15 protein-coding genes and 1 tRNA gene are annotated in these 16,332 nt (G+C 64.1%); 10 read left to right on the plus strand and 6 right to left on the minus strand.

The window, feature by feature from the left end:
* Positions 1-71: 71 nt before the first annotated feature.
* On the minus strand, positions 72-3,128 hold the full coding sequence (locus IVA98_RS34845) for an ATP-binding protein (RefSeq protein ID WP_247334968.1): 3,057 nt from the start codon (positions 3,126-3,128) through the stop codon (positions 72-74).
* Positions 3,129-3,387: 259 nt separating this feature from the next.
* On the opposite strand from IVA98_RS34845, the gene IVA98_RS34850 reads away from it, so the two are divergent.
* Both IVA98_RS34850 and IVA98_RS34855 read left to right on the plus strand, forming a co-directional pair.
* Positions 3,388-3,882 carry a hypothetical protein gene (locus IVA98_RS34850; protein ID WP_247277917.1) on the plus strand — a complete coding sequence of 165 codons (495 nt, stop codon included), beginning with the start codon at positions 3,388-3,390 and terminating at the stop codon, positions 3,880-3,882.
* Positions 3,883-4,190: 308 nt separating this feature from the next.
* The gene (locus IVA98_RS34855; protein WP_247294510.1) at positions 4,191-5,228 is read left to right on the plus strand and encodes a thermonuclease family protein; all 1,038 of its coding nucleotides are present in this window, start codon (positions 4,191-4,193) and stop codon (positions 5,226-5,228) included.
* 89 nt (positions 5,229-5,317) lie between these two features.
* Here IVA98_RS34855 and IVA98_RS34860 read toward each other — a convergent pair.
* Positions 5,318-5,394, minus strand: a tRNA-Met gene (locus tag IVA98_RS34860).
* A gap of 511 nt (positions 5,395-5,905) precedes the next feature.
* Positions 5,906-6,667 carry an SDR family oxidoreductase gene (locus IVA98_RS34865; RefSeq protein WP_247294508.1) on the minus strand — a complete coding sequence of 254 codons (762 nt, stop codon included), beginning with the start codon at positions 6,665-6,667 and terminating at the stop codon, positions 5,906-5,908.
* A gap of 136 nt (positions 6,668-6,803) precedes the next feature.
* Between IVA98_RS34865 and IVA98_RS34870 the strand changes: the two genes are divergently transcribed.
* A complete protein-coding gene (locus tag IVA98_RS34870; protein ID WP_247294507.1) occupies positions 6,804-7,316 on the plus strand; it encodes a CvpA family protein in 513 nt (170 codons plus the stop codon).
* A gap of 201 nt (positions 7,317-7,517) precedes the next feature.
* Complete coding sequence (locus IVA98_RS34875; RefSeq protein WP_247294506.1) at positions 7,518-8,300, plus strand: SDR family oxidoreductase; 783 nt, start codon at positions 7,518-7,520, stop codon at positions 8,298-8,300.
* 47 nt (positions 8,301-8,347) lie between these two features.
* On the opposite strand, the gene IVA98_RS34880 is transcribed toward IVA98_RS34875, so the two are convergent.
* Entirely contained in the window at positions 8,348-8,824 is a 477-nt protein-coding gene (locus IVA98_RS34880; RefSeq protein ID WP_247294505.1) for a DUF3775 domain-containing protein, read from the minus strand.
* 112 nt (positions 8,825-8,936) lie between these two features.
* On the opposite strand from IVA98_RS34880, the gene IVA98_RS34885 reads away from it, so the two are divergent.
* The 6 genes from IVA98_RS34885 to mbfA all read left to right on the plus strand — a co-directional run bounded on the left by IVA98_RS34885 (position 8,937) and on the right by mbfA (position 14,810).
* On the plus strand, positions 8,937-9,785 hold the full coding sequence (locus IVA98_RS34885) for an MBL fold metallo-hydrolase (RefSeq protein ID WP_247294504.1): 849 nt from the start codon (positions 8,937-8,939) through the stop codon (positions 9,783-9,785).
* A 210-nt stretch (positions 9,786-9,995) separates the two neighbouring features.
* Positions 9,996-10,838: a fumarylacetoacetate hydrolase family protein gene (locus tag IVA98_RS34890; protein WP_247294503.1), complete on the plus strand. Its 843-nt coding sequence runs from the start codon at positions 9,996-9,998 to the stop codon at positions 10,836-10,838.
* 175 nt (positions 10,839-11,013) lie between these two features.
* Positions 11,014-11,625 carry a glutathione S-transferase family protein gene (locus tag IVA98_RS34895; RefSeq protein ID WP_247294502.1) on the plus strand — a complete coding sequence of 204 codons (612 nt, stop codon included), beginning with the start codon at positions 11,014-11,016 and terminating at the stop codon, positions 11,623-11,625.
* A gap of 15 nt (positions 11,626-11,640) precedes the next feature.
* Positions 11,641-12,510: an MBL fold metallo-hydrolase gene (locus IVA98_RS34900; protein WP_247294501.1), complete on the plus strand. Its 870-nt coding sequence runs from the start codon at positions 11,641-11,643 to the stop codon at positions 12,508-12,510.
* Between the two features lie 116 nt (positions 12,511-12,626).
* A complete protein-coding gene (locus tag IVA98_RS34905; RefSeq protein WP_247294500.1) occupies positions 12,627-13,775 on the plus strand; it encodes an alpha/beta hydrolase in 1,149 nt (382 codons plus the stop codon).
* A 63-nt stretch (positions 13,776-13,838) separates the two neighbouring features.
* A complete protein-coding gene (gene mbfA, locus IVA98_RS34910) occupies positions 13,839-14,810 on the plus strand; it encodes an iron exporter MbfA (RefSeq protein WP_247294499.1) in 972 nt (323 codons plus the stop codon).
* Positions 14,811-14,872: 62 nt separating this feature from the next.
* Here mbfA and rnhA read toward each other — a convergent pair whose 3' ends face one another.
* Positions 14,873-15,337 carry a ribonuclease HI gene (gene rnhA / locus IVA98_RS34915; protein ID WP_247294498.1) on the minus strand — a complete coding sequence of 155 codons (465 nt, stop codon included), beginning with the start codon at positions 15,335-15,337 and terminating at the stop codon, positions 14,873-14,875.
* A complete protein-coding gene (locus IVA98_RS34920; RefSeq protein WP_247334960.1) occupies positions 15,334-16,329 on the minus strand; it encodes a homoserine kinase in 996 nt (331 codons plus the stop codon). The genes rnhA and IVA98_RS34920 overlap by 4 nt, the downstream gene beginning before the upstream one ends.
* Positions 16,330-16,332: the final 3 nt, after the last annotated feature.

The following is a 16,332-nucleotide window of genomic DNA, read 5'->3' on the forward strand; positions in this document are numbered from 1 at the left end:
CGGTCGGCCTCAGTTCGTTCGCAGTGACGCTGAGGTCGGCCGCAGCGGTGCCGTCGCGGACCCTGTCGGGGTCAGGTCAGCTCGTCGCCCCGCGCCAGCATATCGTTCAGCATCGCCTCGGCCTTGTGCTGGAGCGGCCGCGCGCCGCTCTCGGAGGCGATCGCGATGCTGGCGCGCAGCGCGGCGAGGACGGCGGCCTTGCCTTCGGCGCTGGACGCCGGCGTCACCACGGCTTCGCCAAGCAGGGCCTCGGCCTCGAGGCCCGAAAACCCCTGCTGGCGCGCCGTGTTGCGCGCCTCGCGCAGCATGTTCTGCGCAGTCCCGGCATCGCCGAGGCGCCAGGTCGCCAGCGCCAGGTAGATCGAGCTGCGCAGCACCGCCGAGGTATAGCCGACCGCCTTCGCCTCCTCGCGCGCCTCGGTCAACATGCCCCGCGCCCGGTCGAACAGGCCCTGGTCCAGATAGGCCATGCCGAGATGGCAGGCGAGCACCGGCACGAACAGCCGGATGCCGTGCTTCTGCGCGAGGACAAACCCGTCCTCAAGGATGGAAGCGGCGGCTGCCGGATCATTCTGCCCCAGCTTCAGCCAGCCGCCGCTATAGGCGGCTGCGACGCGGTCGTAGGGACGACCCGTCTCCCCCGCTATCGCAGCGGCCTCACGCTGGAGCTGCTCGGCGACATCGAGCTCGCCCATCACGGTGCGGGTGATGCTGTTCATCATGCAGCAAAGGAGGAGCAAAGATCGTGGGGTCGTGCCGATCGGAGCACTCGCTGTTGGACTCGCGAGATGGGCGCGGGCCGTGGCCAGCATCTTCTCGGCGTGATGGTAGCGGCCGGAAAGAAAATAGGCCTGCCCAAGACCATATTGGGCGAGGTTGCGCCAGCCGGGATTGCCCGAGCTTTCGGCCAGATCCACCACGTCTTCCCCGATCGCGACAGCTTCGACCGGCGCTCCATAGAAGTTCTGTGCGCCCGCCCTCATGGTCATGGCCGCGACCTTGCGCTCAATGTCGTTGATCGCATCGGCTCGCCGTTCGGCCTCCCTTCCCAGATCCAGGGCTTCCGCGACGCGCCCAGATCCGGCAAAGGCCAGACGTGCTTCCATTCGGATGTCAATGGCGTCCACCTCTCGCGCGTGCGTCATTGGGGTCTTGTCGAGAGATCCCATCGCAATCTCGAAATAGTCGACCGCGCCGGCATAGGCCGAGCGAACCAGGCATTTTCGAGCAGCGCTCCTGCCATGCTCGAACGCCTTCTGCCAGTCCTTTGCTCGCGTCGCGTGATAGCAGAGCGTATCCGGATCGTCGGCCCATGCCTCGTCGCCTTCGAGGGCGGCAAGTATGCTGGCATGGATGCTTTCGCGCACCTTCTCGACCATCGAATCGTAGGTCACCTGCCTGACCATCTCGTGCCGAAATTCGAGCGAGTCCTCCAACTCACTGTCGATCTTGACCAGCAATTCGGCCCGGTCGAGTGCGGCGAGGCAATCCTGCAGGACTTTTTCCGGCAGGGCCGCTACTTTCCGCAACATGGCTTGGTTGGCCCGGCGTCCGAGCGCCGCGGCGATCTGAAGAAGTGACCTTTCCTGCCGAGACACGCGATCGAGCCGTGCCGCGATCACACCTTGAATGCTGCTGGGAATGCCGAGCTCGTCCACAGGACGCACAACGGAAAGATCACCCCACTGGCCAAGAAGCAGGCCGCTGTCCTTCAGACTGCGGCAGACCTCCTCGATGAACAGCGGAACGTTGGCCGTGTGAGAGATGATCCGATTCTTCAGGTCCGTATTCGAGGTAGCGGGGCCAAGCATCTCCGCGAGCATGGCCAGACCCGAATCGTCGTCGAGAGGCCGCATCGCCACGATCTCCGCCTGACAATTTGCGATCCACACCGGCATTCCGTTGGGCCGCGTCGTCAGCAGCACAAGCAAATCGGGGCTTTGCAGCCCGGAGAGGGTGGCCACAATCGTGTCGCTGGCCCGATCGATCCAATGCAGGTCTTCGATCAGAAGGACGGTGCGTTGGCGACGGGCGACGCTCGCGACGATCGCGCAGCTCGCGTCTGAAATCGCGCGGCCGCGGGCGTGAGGCTCCAATTCGTCCCATTGCGGATCGGAAATCGGTAAGTCCAGGACCGCATCGATGGCGCGCTGCTGCACCACCGGCAACGCGCCTCTGGGATTATCCGTCCTGGTCTGATCCCTCCCAGCTGCATCAAATACCGACAGCAACAAGCGCTTGAGGGCGCTGTACGGAGCGCCCTGGAGATTCGGGCTGCACTCGGCATCGATCAGCCGCCAGCCGCTGGCTCGAAGGTCCTGGGCGAACTCATGTGCGAGCCGCGACTTACCAATGCCGGCATCCCCCATCAGCAGAACCGTTTGCCGGCCGGCGGCGACCCTTTCCGTCGCGCGCCATAGCAATGCCCGCTCCGTCGTGCGGTCGACGAAACGGGAAACGCTGCGCGCACGTCGGACCCGCCAGCTCGACAGATCGCTCGCGCCCATGATCCGGTACACGGGCATGGGCTCGCCAAAACCACGGAGCGCTTTTCGGCCCAGGAATTCAAAGCGCACATGTCCGTCCGCGAGCTCCTGGCAGGCTTGCGAAACATAGATCTGGTTCGCCTCGGCCGCGGCTTCCAGCCGGGCTGCCAGATGCTGGGCGGCTCCGCCGATCTCATAGACTTTGGAAAATTCGCTGGCGACCATGTAGGCCACTACATGGCCTGAGTGGAGGCCAACCCGGACCTGAAGCCCCGGGTCCCCCAGGCTGCCGACACGCCGGACAAGTTCGATGGCTGCGTGGCACGCTAGCGGGGCATGGTTGTCGTCGGCGATCGGAGCGCCGAATACCGCGGCCAACCCGTCGCCCAACTCTTTACTGACGATGCCGCCAAACTGGCGCACCGCGCCTCTCATCGCCGCAAGAGCCGGTTCGAGACGCGACACCGCCGCCTCGGGCTCCAGCTCGGCAACAAGTCCCGTGGAATCGACGACGTCAGCGCGCAGAATGGTCACAAAGCGTCGCTCGCTGTCGGGATCAACACGCTCGCGCACCGCCGCTCCGCATTTGGAGCACCAGCTATCGCCGGGATCAATCGTCGACTGACACGCGAAGCAATGCATTTCAGCCCCTTCAACGAACTGCCTCGGCAGTCCCGCTTCCAACGCCTGCGAGGCGTTTGGCGTACATTACCCATAGAGGAATGCATGGCAATCGGGCTTGCGCGATACGCGATGTTACCGGATCGTGGCTCTCTGGACGAAGTGCAGTCGTGGGTGGTAGCGTGCCTGCACACAACGAATGTGTGATCGGCGGCAGCGTGACGCGTATTTCGGCCGCCAGCACCAAGTTTTGACAACAGGCATATCGGGGAAAGAGGCGATGGCCGGACTGGTATATAGCGGCAAGGCATTTCGAGACTTGATGAACAGAAATTACTATCCCCTGGCGAACATGAAAAAGAGCGTCGCCAAGCTCAAGGAATCGGACGACATCGATCTGCCGACGCTGGAATATGGCCAGTACCACCTGATCCTGAACCCGCCATCCAAGTGGCCGCAGGGAAGCGCCAAGTACTGGCACAAGGAGAAGGGCCGGGCCCGCGTCGACCTCAGCACCCAGCCGAACACGGCCCCGCTGTCCAAGGACGAGCCCGGTGTCATCCCTCTGACGCGATGCGATCTGCTCGATGCGTGCGTCCGGAAATGTTTCAATTCCGAACCGCCGATCCCGATGAAGACGAACATCATCACGCACAAGGCGAGCGATGCCTATGCGCACCGCCACGAGATCCGGCTGGAGTGGGAGTACAGGAATGGCGAGGACAAGGCGCCGACGCTGCTCTATCTGACGATGGTCTGTCCGCACCGATCGTGATCTTCAGAAGCATTCTTCTTGGTTCAAGAACCCATTGCCGCCCGCGCGACAGGCGCGCGGGCGCCTTATTGCGACTGACGCCACTCGCCCAAGGCCTGCCGTCCGGCGCTCTACCCCTTCGAGCGCATGCCCCCGTGACAACGTCGTTGCCAGCATGGCGTAGCCGAGAGCTGGCGCCACGGCGGCAACGCGTCGCGCCTGTCCTGGCCGCCGTCATGGGCCTGTCGCACGAAGATGCTCGGTTACGCCTCACTGTTCGCGCGAATCGCTTCCTCAGAAGTCGTCGTGCGCCGTGACAGGAGCGGCCAATGCCCGTTGGACTGTTGGAGGTTGAAGGTACGATTGATGTCGGCCAGTTCTGGCCGGAGGGGCGGTCGGACGCCGACACCACCAAGGTCGTGGTGGCCATCGCGCCGGACGCGATCCGCTTCCGCAAGAACGACTCTTCGCCATTCCAGCCGACCCACGCCTTCGGGGGCGCCAAGGTCAAGGGCCGGACCACAACGGCACCGATCAAGAACGGCAAGCTCACCGTCCGCCTCCAGGGCATCGACGCACCGGAGCTGCACTACCAGCCCTCGCCTCTCTCGACGGCCGAGAAGAAGGGGCTGACGGAGGCCAAGCGGCAGGCCTATCACGAGGTCACGCATTCCTACCGGCAATTCCTCGGCGCCACCGCCAGCAAGGTGCTGCACGATTTCCTCAGCCGTCCCGGCGAAGTCACCCTTCCCTGCCGCGTGTTCACCCATGTCGATGCGCCGAACGAGGTGTTCGACACTTATGCGCGGCTGGTCGGCGACATCGAGGTGACGATTGGTGGCGAGACCATCGACATCAATCACTGGCTGGTCGAGCAGGGCTTTGCCTATCCGACGTTCTACTCCTCGATGAATGAGGACGAGATCAGGGCCTTCCTCGCGCTCGCCAAGACGGCGCGCGCGAAGAAGCTGCCGGTCTGGAAACATCTCGCCAAGACGATTGGCGCCTTCGACTTCGGCCTGCGCGAGCCCAGGGCCGGCGAGACCGCTGTGCTCGCGACCGACAAGGGCCCGGTGATCCTGCCAAAGCTCTACCGCCGCTACACCAACTGGTCGGCACGCAAGAAGGCCAAGATCGCGAGCCAGACCTTCCAGAAGTTTTTGGGCGAAGGCTCCGGTGGCAAGCCCGACACCTGTTACGAGATCGATGACTTCCTGGCGAACGGCGTGCACTCGGCGACGCCGCGCAATTTTGCGGAGTTCGTCGAGGGCGGGAAGACCATCAAGTTTCAGCCGGAGGGGCTGGTGTTTGGGGAGGCGCCGTCGACGCTGGTGGGCGCGGACGGGAAGGTGGTTAGGGAATTTTGAGGGGCGGGCTTTAGCAAACAAACATTTACTGAACAAAAATGGCCCGCTTCATGCGGGCCATTTCGTATCAGATCTGGTCAATCCGAATTTGGTTGCGGGGATAGGATTTGAACCTATGACCTTCAGGTTATGAGCCTGACGAGCTACCGGGCTGCTCCACCCCGCGTTAAACACTTGCTTTGCCTTCGCCAAAGGCCGGGGACGATCGGTTGAGGCCGGCGCTGTTCGCGTGGCTTGCTTCGTCCGTCCCAAAGGCTTCCTTGGAAGGCGACCCGGGGCAAAGCCCGTCGGGTGCGGGGCGTATGTAACAAGGCGGGCCGCCTTTGGAAAGGGCTGCGGGAACGTTTTTTTCGACTTTGTGACATGCGGATGGACCGGTTTTGGGGCCGCTTGGCATGCACTTGCCAGGAGTTCCGCATAGAGCCAGCTTGGCCGCAGCAAAATCAGGGTGCATCGTCATTTTTGGGGAATGCTGCCAGGACCGTGCCTGGACCACCCCTTGGACAGTCCCTGACAAACACCCCGCTGTGCAGGCACTGGAGGATGCCTTTCGTGCCATGGTCGCGCGGGCGCGGCCGAGCCGGGTCGCGGCGGCCGCGGGACGCAATCTGATGCCTGTTGCTTTGTCCGGGACGAGATCGGAGTAAAGCTCTCGCGCGCCAATAGCGCAGCGTAACTCAATTCAACAAGAACCCGCCGTCCACCGTCACCACACTGCCCGTCATGTAGCGCGAGGCGTTCGACGCCAGCAGCAGGATCGCGCCGTCGAGATCGGACTCGGCGCCGACGCGGCGCTGGGGGATGCGCTTGGTCAGGCGCTCGCCTGCGGGCGTCGACCAGAAGGCGTGGTTCATCTCGGTATCGATATAGCCGGGCGCGAGCGCGTTGATGCGGATGTTCTGGCCCGCAAGCTCCAGCGCCATCGCCTTGGTCGCTTGGAGGATGCCGGCTTTGGAGATCGCGTAAGGAGAGACCGCCTTCAGCACGCCGGTGCCGAGCACGGAGGCGATGTTGACGATGTTGCCCGGCTGCTTGCGCGCAATCATGCGCCGCACCACTTCCGTCGCGAGAAAGTAGGCGCCCTTCAGGTTGGCGCCGATCACGGCATCCCAATCAGCCTCGGTCTGCTCGGTCGCGAGCTTCTCGATGGCGATGCCGGCATTGTTAATCAGCACGGTGACAGGCCCGAGCGCGGCTTCCGCCGCATCGACCGCCCTGGCGATCGACGCGGTATCGGTGACGTCGAGCGCGACAGCCGCGGCGCGACCACCCGTGCCGCGGATCTCTTCTTCCAGGCTCTTCAGCTTGTCGGTCTGCCGCGCCGCAAGCGCGACGGATGCACCATGCGCCGCCAGCACCCGGGCAAATTGCCGCCCCAGCCCCTGGCTCGCGCCGGTCACGAGGATGGTTTCTTTACTGACGTCGAATAGGTCTGCCATGACGATTTCCTTGGGCGTAATCCCTGAGCTTTTGAAGCCATCAATACAGACGATTTTAGCGATCTGAAACCGGAATGATCGGCTTGGCGTTCATTCGTTCCAGCGCAGCAGCGTTCGCCGAGGTGGGCTCGCAGGCATGAACAGTTTCGATCTCGCGGTCTATTCGGCACTCGCCATCGCGGTCGGCCTCGGTTTCAGGACCGGGCTGCTGCGCAGCGCCATGACCATCCTCGCCTATCTGCTCGCCGCGCCGATGGCGGTGGCGCTGATGCCGCTGATCGCGCCGCAGATCGCAGCCAACGCGAATTCACCGCTGCTCCAGAACTGGATCTGGTTCTTCGCCATCTTCGTGGTGATCGGCATGCTGCTCGGGCATATCGGCCGCACCGCGCTGAACGACACTATCGGCGAGGCCGGCATCGGCGACCGGCTCGGCGGCGCCGCGCTCGGCACCATCAGGGTCGGCCTCGTCGCCACCACGCTGGTAGCGGTGTTCGACCAGATCGTGCCGGCCAACCGCCAGCCGCCTTTTCTCGCCGGCTCGCATCTGCGCCCGCTGTTCTCGACGGTAGGACAGATGGGATTCAAGTCGCTGCCGCCGGAGGCGGCTGCCGCGATCGACCGCCTCAAGCAGGAGCGGCGCATCTGAAGCGCGATAAGATCGCGCTTTGTTGTTTGGGCATGATCTCTTCGGAAAACCGCGATAAATTCTTCCGGACCATGCCTGCGCATTTGCATCGCCGCAACGCGCGCCATGCATTTTGAAGCGGGCCCGTCCCTTATCAGCAGCGTTGAGGTTGGATAGAGTAGCCGCTGTCCAAAACCAATCTGACATTACGGGAGTGAAACAGTGGATCTTGGGATCAAAGGTCGCCGCGCCATCGTCTGCGCATCCAGCAAGGGCCTCGGGCGCGCCTGCGCCATCTCGCTGGCCGAGGCCGGGGTTCATGTCACCCTAACCGCGCGCGGTGCCGAGGCCTTGAAGAAGACGGCCGACGACATCCGCAAAGCCTATCCCGACGTGACCGTCACCGAGATCGTCGGCGACATCACGACGCCGGCAGGCCGCGAGGCCGTGCTGAAGGCCTGCCCCGAGCCTGATATCCTGATCAACAATGCCGGCGGCCCGCCGCCCGGCGATTTCCGCAACTGGACTCGCGACGATTGGATCAAGGCAATCGACGCCAACATGCTCACCCCGATCGAGCTGATCAAGGCGACGGTGGACGGCATGATGGCGCGCAAGTTCGGCCGCATCGTCAACATCACCTCGGCCGCCGTGAAGGCGCCGATCGACATCCTCGGCCTTTCCAACGGCGCGCGCGCCGGCCTCACCGGCTTCATCGCCGGCCTGTCGCGCAAGACCGTGATCAACAACGTCACCATCAATGGCCTGTTGCCTGGCCCGTTCGAGACTGACCGCCTGACGGGCACCGCCAAGGCCGAGGCCGACAAGCGCGGCGTCACGCCGGAGCAGATCCTGGCCGAGCGCGCCAAGCAGAACCCCGCCGGCCGATTCGGCCAGCCCGACGAGTTCGGCTATGCCTGCGCCTTCCTGTGCGGCGCCAAGGCCGGCTTCATCACCGGGCAGAACATTTTGCTGGATGGCGGCGCGTTCCCGGGGACGCTGTAGTCGCGCATCTCGCTCTCCCCGTTCTTACGGGGAGAGCACTCTCCGTCTCACCGCTGCTTGGTCGGCTCGTCTTCGTCCTGCTGACTTGGAGCCGAGGAATCAGCGGTGGTGCGCTCGTCGGTCCAGTCGATGCCGAATGCGTCGAGACCGTCGGCGAGCAGATCGCCCAGCATGGGCTCGCCGAGCAGATAGCGCACCGTTTCGCGGCGCGGACTGCGATATTCACTCCGCGCCTCCACTGCGCGGGTGCGCAAATCGTCCCAATCATCGATCGTGCCGTCGCCGCGGCCGAGCCAGGTCAGCGCGACGAGATCGAGCTGCTCGTCCTCGTTCAGGGCAATCATGAAGCTCCCGAGCTCTTGGACGACGGGATCGGAGCCGTCGTCCTCGAGAACGTCGAGCGCATCGTCATCGCTCGGGTTCGAGCCGGAATCCGGATCGGAATCGCCCTCCTTGACGTCCAATTCGCGCGCCTTCTCAATGATGAAAGCGACTTTTTCAGCGGATATTGCAAGCTCTGGCATGGCTCCTCCTCCGGTTCCCGCGATAACGCCGCATCGCGTCAGATGATCCATTGCGCTCCATGGCGGAAGGCCGCATGTTTCGGCACCAAAACAAGAACATGGGAAGGCGCCGATGCGGTGGAAGGTGGGCAGGGTCAAAATCACGAAGGTGGTGGAATTGGAGACGGTCGGCTCGACCCGCTTCATCCTGCCGCTCGCAGGGAACGCAGAGATCCAGAAGTTGCCGTGGCTGATCCCGCATTTCGCCACCGAAGAAGGCCGGCTGAAGATGTCGATCCATTCGCTGGTGGTGGAGACGCCGACGCGCCGGATCGTGGTCGACACCGGGCTCGGCAACGACAAGCAGGGCCGCAACGTCCCAACCTGGAATCATCGCAGCACACCATTTCTGGAGACGATGACAGCGGCAGGCTTTGCGCCTGACAGCATCGACACGGTGCTGTGCACGCATCTTCACGTCGATCATGTCGGCTGGAATACGACGCTGGTCGACGGCCGATGGGTGCCTACATTCCCGAAGGCGCGGTACGTCTTCGGCAAGACCGAATACGAGCACTGGCGCGACCACTCCGCTGAACCGGACAAGGCAGCGGTGTTCAATGATTCCGTGCAGCCGATCATCGATGCCGACAGAGCCGATCTTATCGCGAGCGACCACCGGCTCTGCGACGAGATCAGCATGATCCCGACGCCAGGCCACAGCCCCGGCCATATGAGCATCCTGATCCAGTCCGACGGCGAGCAGGCTCTGCTCACCGGCGACGTCGCTCATCATCCTTGCCAGATGGCGCATCTCGACTGGTCCTCGACCGCGGATTCCAACCAGGCGCAATCGGCCGAAACGCGGCGCGACTTGTTCGGCCGCTTTGCCGACACGCCGACGCTGGTGATCGGCGGGCATTTCTCGGCCGGGCATATCAAGCGGGATGGAGATGCGTTCAGGTTTGTGGCGCTGGGGTGACGGTACTCCTCATGGTGAGGAGCGCGTCTTCGCGCGTCTCGAACCATGAAGGCCCCGCCCGCGGCCATCCTTCGAGATGCCCGCCTTCGACGGGCCCTCAGGATGAGGGGGTGTAATGCGGAAACGCCCGGCAGTGAGCGGTTGAATTTCCCGCCGCCCTGTTCCATGAAGCTGTTCAACCGATCGGTCCATTCCCAGGGAGAAACGAGAATGAAGCTTGTTCGTTATGGCGAGAAGGGTGCGGAAAAGCCCGGCCTGATCGACAAATCCGGCCAGTTGCGCGACCTGTCGGCGCATGTGAAGGACCTGACCGGTGAGGCCTATGCGCCGGAATCTCTGAAAAAGCTGGCGGGCCTCGACCCCGCCTCGCTGCCCGCGGTGTCCGGCAAGCCCCGCTTCGGCGCACCCGTCACCGGCATCTCGAAATTCGTCGCCATCGGCCTCAATTACAGCGACCACGCCAAGGAGACGGGCGCTGCAATCCCGACCGAGCCGATCATCTTCATGAAGGCCAACACCTCGCTCTCCGGCCCGAACGATCCGGTCGAGAAGCCGCGCGGCTCGACCAAGCTCGACTGGGAAGTCGAGATCGCCGCGATCATCGGCACCCGCGCCAAATATGTCTCGGAAGCCGACGCGCTGAACTACGTCGCCGGCTATTGCGTCTGCAACGACGTCTCCGAACGCAACTTCCAGACCGAGCGCCTGGGCCAATGGACCAAGGGCAAGTCGCACGACACGTTCGGCCCGCTCGGCCCATGGCTCGCCACCAAGGACGAGATCAAGGACGTGCAGGAGCTCTCGATGTGGCTCGACGTCAACGGTCAGCGCCGCCAGACCGGCTCGACCAAGACGATGATCTTCTCGATGGCCAAGTGCGTCTCCTACGTCTCGCAGTTCATGACGCTCTTGCCCGGCGACATCATCACCACGGGCACCCCGCCCGGCGTCGGCCTCGGCATGAAGCCGCCGACCTTCCTCAATGTCGGCGACGTCGTCACGCTCGGCATCGAAGGTCTCGGCGAGCAGCGCCAGGAGATCATCGCGGCGTAGGCGTCTCCGCCTCATCCTGAGGAGCGCGCAATGCGCGTCAAGGATGCGCCAATAACACGGTCACTCGACGCATTGGCCGGGTGACGAGAGAACGCCTCCCATTCCATCCTTCGAGACGCGCGAAGAGGCGCGCTCCTCAGGATGAGGCTTGTATGTTTGGATAGAGGTTATTCAGATGAAACTCACCTTCTCCCCCGCCTCGCCCTTCGCCCGCAAGGTGCGCATCGCTGCGATCGAGCTCGGGCTGATCGACAAGATCGAGCTCGTGCCCGCAACGGTCGCGCCGGGCATGGCCAACGAGGATTATTCGCGCATCACGCCGCTGAAGAAGCTGCCGGTGCTGATCACCAACGACGGCGACGTGATTTTGGACTCCTACGTCATCGTCGAATATCTCAACGAGATCGCCGGCGGCAGCCTGATCCCGGACTACGGGCCGCGGCGCTGGAAGACCAAGACCAACCACTCGCTGCTCAACGGCATGCTCGATTCCATGCTGCTGTGCCGCTACGAGAAGATGGTGCGGCCGCAGGGCCTGCAATGGCAGGCATGGTCGGACGACCATTGGAACAGGGCCTGGACCGGCATGGCACGCTTCGAGAATATGCCAGAGGTTCTGAACGGCCCGTTTGACATCTCGCAGATCGGCCTCGTTTGCGTGCTCGGCTATGCCGACTTCCGCTTCGCCGATTGCGGCTGGCGCAAGGCCTATCCGAAGCTCGACGCCTTCCATCAGAGAATGCTGGAGCGGGCTTCCGTGAAAATCTCGGCGCCGCCTCCGGCATAATTCGCAGGAGCTCTCATGAGCCTCAAATACTCCGTCGGCGAGCTCACCATCCATCGCGTCATCGAGCAGGAAGTCCCGTTCTTCCCGGCGCTGGAGTTCATTCCCGGGCTGACGGCGGAGGTGCTGGCCGAGAACCGGGCATGGATGCGGCAGGCCAAGGCACTGGACGAGCAGGACACGCTGATCCTGTGCTTCCAGTCCTACGTGGTGAAGACGCCGCATCACACCATTCTGATCGACAGTTGCATCGGCAACGACAAGCCGCGGCCGCAGCGGCCGAAATGGCACATGAAGACCGACGACACGTATCTGCGCGGGCTCAATGCTGCCGGCGTATCGGTGGACGACATCGACTTCGTGATGTGCACGCATCTGCATGCCGATCATGTCGGCTGGAACACCCGGCTCGAGAACGGCCGCTGGGTGCCGACCTTCCCCAAGGCGCGCTACGTCTTCGCTAAGCGTGAGTTCGACTACTGGACCGAGCAGAATGCGAAGGCGGAGATCCCGCCCTTTGCCGACAGCGTGCTGCCGGTGGTGGAGGCGGGGCGCCACGAACTCGTCGGCAGCGACCATCAGATCGGCGATCACATCCGCATCCTGCCGACGCCGGGCCACACGCCGGGCCATGTCGCCTTCACTGCCGGACGCGGCAAGGACGATGCGGTGTTCTCCGGCGATCTCATCCACTCGCCGTTGCAGGCGCTCTATCCCGAGCTGTCGATGAAGTTCGACGTCGATCAGGCGACCGCGGCGAAAACGCGCCGCGGCTTCCTGGAGCGCTATTGCGACACCGACACGCTGTGCTGCACGGCGCATTTCCCATCGCCGTCGGTGGGCAAGATCAAGCGCAAGGGCAGCGGCTTCGTCTGCGCGGCGGCCTAGCGGAACGGCCTCTCTTCACATGCCCGGGCTTGTGCCTGGCATCTAGGTTCTTACAATCAACGGCAACGAAGAACGTAGATGGCCGGGACAAGCCGGGCCATGACGAGGAAGCGCCTATGGCCGATCTCCCCGACATCCCGCTCCCCGCGGGCATCCGCGCACGCTATGTCGATGGCATCAACGGCTTGCGCATGCATGTGCTGGAAGCCGGGTTCGAGACCGGGGGCCGGCCCTGCATGCTCCTGCTGCACGGCTTTCCCGAGCTGGCCTTCTCCTGGCGCAAGGTGATGCCGGTGCTAGCTGGGGCGGGCTATCACGTGATCGCGCCGGACCAGCGCGGCTATGGGCGCACGATGGGATGGCGCGCCGAGTACGACGGCGATCTCGCGCCCTTCTCGCTCTTCAACCTGGTGCGTGATGCGCTCGCCCTGGTGGCGGCGTTCGGCTACCGGCAGCTCGATGTGGTCGGCCACGATTTCGGCAGCGCGGTCGCGGCCTGGTGCGCCCTGATCCGACCCGACGTGTTTCGCTCGGTGACGATGATGAGCGCGCCGTTCGGCGGACCGCCGCCGCTGCCTTTCAACACAGTCGACACGCCGGCAAAGCCCGCGGCCGAAGACGCCGTTCATCGCGAGCTCGCAGCGCTGCCGCGTCCGCGAAAACACTATCAATGGTACTATTCGACACGCGCAGCCAACGCCGACATGCACTGCGCGCCGCAGGGCGTACACGATTTCCTGCGCGCCTATTATCATCACAAGAGCGCGGACTGGTCCGACAACAAGCCGTATCCGCTGGCGTCATGGTCGGCGAATGAACTGGCGAAGCTGCCGACCTACTACGTGATGGACCTGAACGAGACGATGGCCGAGACGGTGGCCAAGCAGATGCCGTCGCCGGCCGCGATCGCCGCCAATCAATGGCTGCCGGATCGCGAGCTCGCCTACTACAGCGCCGAATATGGCCGCACCGGATTCCAGGGCGGGCTGCAATGGTATCGCTGCGGCACCTCGGGCGCTTTCAATCGCGAACTGCAATTGTTCTCTGGCCGCAGCATCGACGTGCCCTCCTGTTTCATCTCGGGCAAGCAGGATTGGGGCACCTATCAGCGCCCCGGCGCGTTCGAGGCGATGCAGGCGCGCGCGTGCACGAAGATGCTCGGCTGCCATCTCGTCGATGGCGCCGGTCATTGGGTGCAGCAGGAGCAGCCGGCCGAAGTCAGCCGGTTGTTGCTGGACTTCCTCGCCAAGGCCCGCACCGGCTGATTTGACCGGGGAACCGCGGCGGCCTATAGTTTAGAATAGTTCTAAACTAATGGCAGGGCCGTCGTGAAGAACTTTGCCGACCTGACCGAGCGCGAGGTGCTTGCGGTCGCGATTTCCTCCGAGGAGGAGGACAGCCGCATCTACATGACCTTCGCCGAGGACTTGCGCGAGCGCTACCCGGACACGGCCAAGATCTTCGAGGAGATGGCCGAGGAGGAACGCGGCCACCGGCATCGCCTGCTCCAGCTCTACGAGGCGCGGTTTGGTACGCATCTGCCGCCGATCCGCCGCGAGGACGTGAAGGGTTTCCTGCGCCGGCGCCCGATATGGCTGACCAAGAACCTGCCGCTCGACACGATCCGGAAGGAAGTCGAGACCATGGAGCTCGAAGCCGAGCGCTTCTACGCGCGGGCTGCCGAGCAGGCCGAGGATGTCGGTGTGCGCCGCCTGCTCGGCGATCTCGCCGAGGAAGAGAGGCATCACGAGAACCGGGCCGTCGCGCTCACCGACGAGATCCTCAAGCCCGACGTGCGCGCCGAGGAAGACCGCACGCGGCGGCGGATGTTCGTGCTGCAATATGTGCAGCCGGGCCTCGCGGGCCTGATGGACGGATCGGTCTCGACGCTCGCGCCGCTGTTTGCGGCAGCCTTCGCCACGCATCAGAACTGGCAGACGTTTCTGGTCGGCCTTGCGGCGTCGATCGGCGCCGGCATCAGCATGGGCTTTGCGGAAGCGCTCTCCGACGACGGCTCGCTCACGGGGCGCGGCTCGCCCTGGCTGCGCGGCCTCACCTGCGGCGCAATGACGACGCTCGGCGGGCTCGGCCACACCGCGCCCTATCTCGTGCCCGACAGCTGGGCCAACGCATTCTGGGTCGCGACCGCCATCGCCTGCGTCGTCGTGTTCTTCGAATTGTGGGCGATCGCCTTCATCCGCTCGCGCTACATGGACACGCCGTTTCTCCAGGCCGTGTTCCAGATCGTGCTCGGCGGCGCCATCGTGCTGGCGGTCGGGATCGTGATCGGGGCGGCGTAGTAGCCTCACCCTCGGTTGGCCGGACGATGACGCTGGAGAGAGCTTGGCGACGCCCGAGACGCTTACTCCTGCACTCTCTGCTGCAACCGCGCCATCGCGATCCCGTCCCGCGCCAGCTGATCGGCACGCTCGTTCTCCGGGTGCCCGGCATGGCCCTTGACCCAATGCCAGCGGACCTCGTGCTGCTTCAGCGCGGCATCGAGACGCTGCCACAGTTCGACATTCTTCACCGGTTTTTTGTCGGCGGTGCGCCAGCCGTTGCGCTTCCAGCCGAAGATCCACCCCGTGATGCCCTGACGGACATATTGGCTGTCGGTATAGAGATCGACCGTGCACGGCCTCTTCAGTGCTTCGAGCGCGGAGATCGCCGCCATCAACTCCATCTGGTTGTTGGTGGTGTGGCGCTCGCCGCCGTTCAGCTCCTTCTCCTTGTCGCCGAACTTCAGGATTGCGCCCCAGCCGCCCGGACCGGGATTTCCCGAGCAGGCGCCGTCGGTATAGATCGTGACGTTGGGACGCTCGCTCACGCCACCAGTCCTGACGGCATCAGCCCATAGTCGCGCACGCTCGTCACGCTCTGGTGGAAGCGCAGCTTGCGGACATATTCCAGCGGATCCTTTGGCCGCACCAGCGCGCCCGGCGGCACGTTGAGCCAGTCGACCAGCCGCGTCAGCAGGAAACGGATCGCAGCGCCGCGCGCGAGCAGCGGCAGCGCCGCCTCTTCGGCTTCGGAGAGCTTTCGCACCCGGCCATAGGCATTGAGGAAGGCGCGCGCCTTGGTGACGTTGAAGGAATGATCCGGCTCGAAACACCAGGCGTTGAGGCAGATCGCGACGTCATAGGCCAGTATGTCGTTGCAGGCGAAGGTGAAGTCGATGATCCCCGAGAGCCGGTCGCCGAGAAAGAAGACGTTATCGTTGAAGAGGTCGGCGTGGATCACGCCCTCCGGTAGATTGGTGGGCCAGACCCCGCTCGAGAGATGATCGAGCTCGGCGGCGAGAAAAGCGCGCAGACCCGGCTGCACCTCGTCGGCGCGGCTTGCGGCGGCATCGAACAGCGGCCGCCAGCCCGCGACCGAGAGCGCATTGGCGCGCTTGATCGCAAAGTTGGCGCCAGCCAGGTGCATCTTCGCCAGCGCCTCGCCGACGCCGGCGCAATGGGCCACATTCGGCTTGCGCGGCCACATGCCCTCGAGAAAGGTGATGATCGCGGCCGGCCGGCCCGCCAGCTCGCGCAGCGCCTCGCCGTCCCTCGCCTTCACCGGCAACGGGCAGTTGATGCCATGCTCGGCGAGATGCGTCATCAGCGCGAGGAAGAACGGCAGGTCGTTCTTCGCCACGCGCTTCTCATAGAGCGTGAGGATGAACGAGGCCTGCGTGTTTCCCTGGCGCGTGTGCAGCAGGAAGTTGGAGTTTTCGACGCCCTCGGCGATGCCCTTGTAGGAGAGCAGTTCGCCGAGATCGTATTGCTTCAGGAAATCCGCAAGCTCATCGGCGGCAACGTCGGTGTAGACCGCCATGCA

The organism is Bradyrhizobium sp. 160 (genome assembly GCF_023073735.1).
Lineage (GTDB): Bacteria > Pseudomonadota > Alphaproteobacteria > Rhizobiales > Xanthobacteraceae > Bradyrhizobium.

Bases quoted from the DNA above. Each gene is read 5' to 3' on its own strand.
- IVA98_RS34845 (WP_247334968.1), bottom strand. From the start codon at position 3,128: ATGCATTGCTTCGCGTGTCAGTCGACGATTGATCCCGGCGATAGCTGG.
- IVA98_RS34855 (WP_247294510.1), top strand. From the start codon at position 4,191: ATGCCCGTTGGACTGTTGGAGGTTGAAGGTACGATTGATGTCGGCCAG.
- IVA98_RS34870 (WP_247294507.1), top strand. From the start codon at position 6,804: ATGAACAGTTTCGATCTCGCGGTCTATTCGGCACTCGCCATCGCGGTC.
- IVA98_RS34920 (WP_247334960.1), bottom strand. From the start codon at position 16,329: ATGGCGGTCTACACCGACGTTGCCGCCGATGAGCTTGCGGATTTCCTG.
- IVA98_RS34850 (WP_247277917.1), top strand. From the start codon at position 3,388: ATGGCCGGACTGGTATATAGCGGCAAGGCATTTCGAGACTTGATGAAC.
- IVA98_RS34905 (WP_247294500.1), top strand. From the start codon at position 12,627: ATGGCCGATCTCCCCGACATCCCGCTCCCCGCGGGCATCCGCGCACGC.
- IVA98_RS34880 (WP_247294505.1), bottom strand. From the start codon at position 8,824: ATGCCAGAGCTTGCAATATCCGCTGAAAAAGTCGCTTTCATCATTGAG.
- IVA98_RS34885 (WP_247294504.1), top strand. From the start codon at position 8,937: ATGCGGTGGAAGGTGGGCAGGGTCAAAATCACGAAGGTGGTGGAATTG.
- IVA98_RS34895 (WP_247294502.1), top strand. From the start codon at position 11,014: ATGAAACTCACCTTCTCCCCCGCCTCGCCCTTCGCCCGCAAGGTGCGC.
- IVA98_RS34865 (WP_247294508.1), bottom strand. From the start codon at position 6,667: ATGGCAGACCTATTCGACGTCAGTAAAGAAACCATCCTCGTGACCGGC.
- IVA98_RS34890 (WP_247294503.1), top strand. From the start codon at position 9,996: ATGAAGCTTGTTCGTTATGGCGAGAAGGGTGCGGAAAAGCCCGGCCTG.
- IVA98_RS34900 (WP_247294501.1), top strand. From the start codon at position 11,641: ATGAGCCTCAAATACTCCGTCGGCGAGCTCACCATCCATCGCGTCATC.